Here is a 2,753-nt window from a genome sequence, read left to right on the forward strand (position 1 = left end):
TTGGACTGGGTGAATTAGTCGAGTTCCGATTTCATGGCGACGGGCCACCAGCAAGGATTGTCCAAGGCATCCAACTGATTTGCGATTCCTGGTTCTACTGCATCGAATGGATGCCAAAACAATTCGCTTTTTCCCATTCGCAATCGGCTACGCCCCGCTGCGCTAACGCAATTAAAATTACTGATAACTGAAGCTTATCATTTAATCAAAGATTAGTATGTTAGCTTTGCACCCCAACGGCTTAATTTCTAATTTCCTCTGCAATTGCGAATTGCGAGTTGCTAATTGCGAATTGGTTTGATGAACTTTTTACTTTCGGAGATGCGATCGCCCTTGGCGAGGCTTCGCCCATCGCACGAGTGACTGACTATAATTTAGAGAGGGTGCGATTATGACAATCTACACCTCCGTGGCGAAGTCCGAGGCGAGGGCATCTCCATCTCTTTGTACTCTGCCATAAACTGGAAAGGCAAACACCTTCCGCTGTTGGCTCCTACCTTCGAACTTTTGAAATGGCGGAAGTCCTCAGCCCAAGATACTGAACGAAGAGACCAGAAATTTTGGACGATTCTCCATAGGAAGGGATGCCAGAAATCTCTCTATTCCTAGAGTCAAGATTGGTTCAGTAGCAAGTCCAGTATCTGTGATAAGTGCAGTGTCTATACCAGCTCGATTCCCACCACAAATATCTGTCTCACAATTGTCCCCAATAATCATGGCATCTTTCCATGCTTCCAACCCTAGATGTTTAACTGCCCACTTCTGAATGTATTCAAAGATCAAAGGATAAGGTTTCCCAAAATAACAAACCTTTCCCCCAGCTTCTTGATAAAGAGCACCAATAGACCCTTGTCTGACTACAGGTCGAGATGGACGACCCTCCAAAGCGGTTTTATCGGGATTAGCTATAAGCATAACCAGACCAGTTTTGACCAATGCTTCAATCTCTTCCTGGAAGGGATCTACAGACTCCTGATCACAACCATTTTTGTGGGGAATGCCACAATATATGAAATCAGCATCTTCTATCGAAGAAGTGACAGAAAACAAATTGTTCTCAAATAACTCTTGCGACGGCGACCCATGTTGAGGATGACAATCACCATACAGCCAATACTTATATCTTGGCGTTGAAAAAGGTAGACGACATGAAACAATCGCATCTCGTGTGATCTGTCCGGAAGAAACAAATAGGTCGTAATGCTCCCCTAAATGAAGACCTGCTTTAGAATATTTTGATACTTCACGATCAGCCAAACGTGTTGAATTAGACACAATTATGATAGTTGTGTTCTGCTCCTTTATTTTTTGGAAAGTTGCAAGGGCACCTGGTAACAAGCCAACGGCCTCTCCTCCCCAGAATACACCAAAGGCATCTACCAATATCAATGGTCTGTTCGAGACGACAGACTCTAGAGATAAAAATTCAACCATTTCTGTAGAAGGCATCCATATCTACGTGAATAATTTTTCTCACTTGGAAGCAGAGTAAAGCATTAGAAAGTTAGGTAACTGGTGCTTAGTAAAATACTATATTACCAGCCTTATAGTACACTGGCACTACTTTTTCTTGAATATCATATCTGCATTACTTACCACCTGGCTATGTGACCAGTCCTTGCGGCATACCATTATCACCCCGAATAACTTCACACAGGGATGATCGCACATGATTGTCCTTCATTGCGATTGCTATTCATCCAGCGATCACTGTTCGCTGTCTTCGTATCCTTTGGAGAAGGCTTAAGCGAGAGCTTATCGCCTGCTCCAGAATCGGGTTGTTTAGCGTCAGTTCAACTAAGGCAGCAGCATACATCTAGCCTGAAATAGTACAAATACACTAATAATCAGCGAAAATTATCCTAAAATGGTGGTTAGAGCCAGTGCAATGCTATGAACCACCGTATTTGTGACTTAGACGCGACAAAAGAATGGTTACGTCTCGACTCAATCGACTATATTGTTGAGTGCCTGGAGGCGTGTGAGAATTTTGAGATGCTGGTGGATTTGCGAGAGATATTTCCCAGGCAAACGTTAAAGGTTGCTATTACTAAGGTTGGTGCTAGCCAGAGGGAGAGAATTATCACGAAGTTGCAGCAATTCAACCAGTTGAAAGCTGCCTAACATAGTCAACAGCAGCTAGATTTTGGGAACAAATTGGACACATTCGCCCTTCAGCATGAATGCACCATCGCCTCAAGCTGGCAATCGTAGGCTGTGGAGGCGCGATTGTTAATCGGGCAGGGATGAGGCGGGGGCGGCGATAGGGGAAGCTTGAGTCAAAGGCGATCGCAGATATAATTGTCACTTTAGACAAGTTTACAATCTCATCTCCCGGCAATGGTAATCAGCAATCGCACGAGTGTTTAAAGAATCAAATAAGTCAGAGTGGGAAAAGTGGAATCGGCTATGTACGCAAACGGACAGATGAACAGCGTCAAATGTGCGATCATAGAAAACTGCATCAAGCCTAAACGTATCATTAATGTACGCTTTGATGCTGCCGTTGTCAGTTATAAAGTTTACAACTTCTGAATAAAAACCACCTTTTGACATATTGGGACTAGTTGCTGGCTGCTTTCAAGCTGCCAAAGCATTGCTTTAAGAAGCACAATTGAACTTATAGGTTCTCCATGTCACTATCTAAGCAACTTCATCTACCAATAAAAAATCAAATACTTGCTGCCATGACTAGGGCACAGTACCAACGCCTAGCTCCTAACCTAGAGCAAGTCGAACTTGAAGTTAAGCAA

Annotated in this window: 4 protein-coding genes; 2 read left to right on the top strand and 2 right to left on the bottom strand. The window is 43.5% G+C overall.

The features are described 5' to 3' along the window. Positions 1 to 191: DUF1392 family protein (locus H6G97_RS49350; protein WP_190947552.1), on the top strand; the 191-nt coding region annotated here is incomplete at its 5' end. Positions 192 to 525: 334 nt separating this feature from the next. Here the strand turns inward: H6G97_RS49350 and H6G97_RS49355 are convergent. Next, positions 526 to 1,449, bottom strand: coding sequence for a TIGR01459 family HAD-type hydrolase (locus H6G97_RS49355; protein WP_190947553.1), 924 nt, complete (start codon positions 1,447 to 1,449; stop codon positions 526 to 528). A 444-nt stretch (positions 1,450 to 1,893) separates the two neighbouring features. Here H6G97_RS49355 and H6G97_RS49360 point away from each other — a divergent pair, with 444 nt between their 5' ends. After that, the gene (locus H6G97_RS49360) at positions 1,894 to 2,124 is read left to right on the top strand and encodes a hypothetical protein (protein WP_190947554.1); all 231 of its coding nucleotides are present in this window, start codon (positions 1,894 to 1,896) and stop codon (positions 2,122 to 2,124) included. Here the strand turns inward: H6G97_RS49360 and H6G97_RS49365 are convergent. After that, positions 2,102 to 2,317, bottom strand: a complete 216-nt coding sequence (locus H6G97_RS49365; RefSeq protein WP_190947555.1) for a hypothetical protein — start codon at positions 2,315 to 2,317, stop codon at positions 2,102 to 2,104. The two genes, H6G97_RS49360 and H6G97_RS49365, sit on opposite strands and share 23 nt — an antisense overlap. Between the last annotated feature and the right edge of the window lie 436 nt (positions 2,318 to 2,753).

The sequence above is a fragment of the Nostoc flagelliforme FACHB-838 genome (assembly GCF_014698065.1).
In the GTDB taxonomy this organism is placed as follows: Bacteria; Cyanobacteriota; Cyanobacteriia; order Cyanobacteriales; family Nostocaceae; genus Nostoc; species Nostoc flagelliforme_B.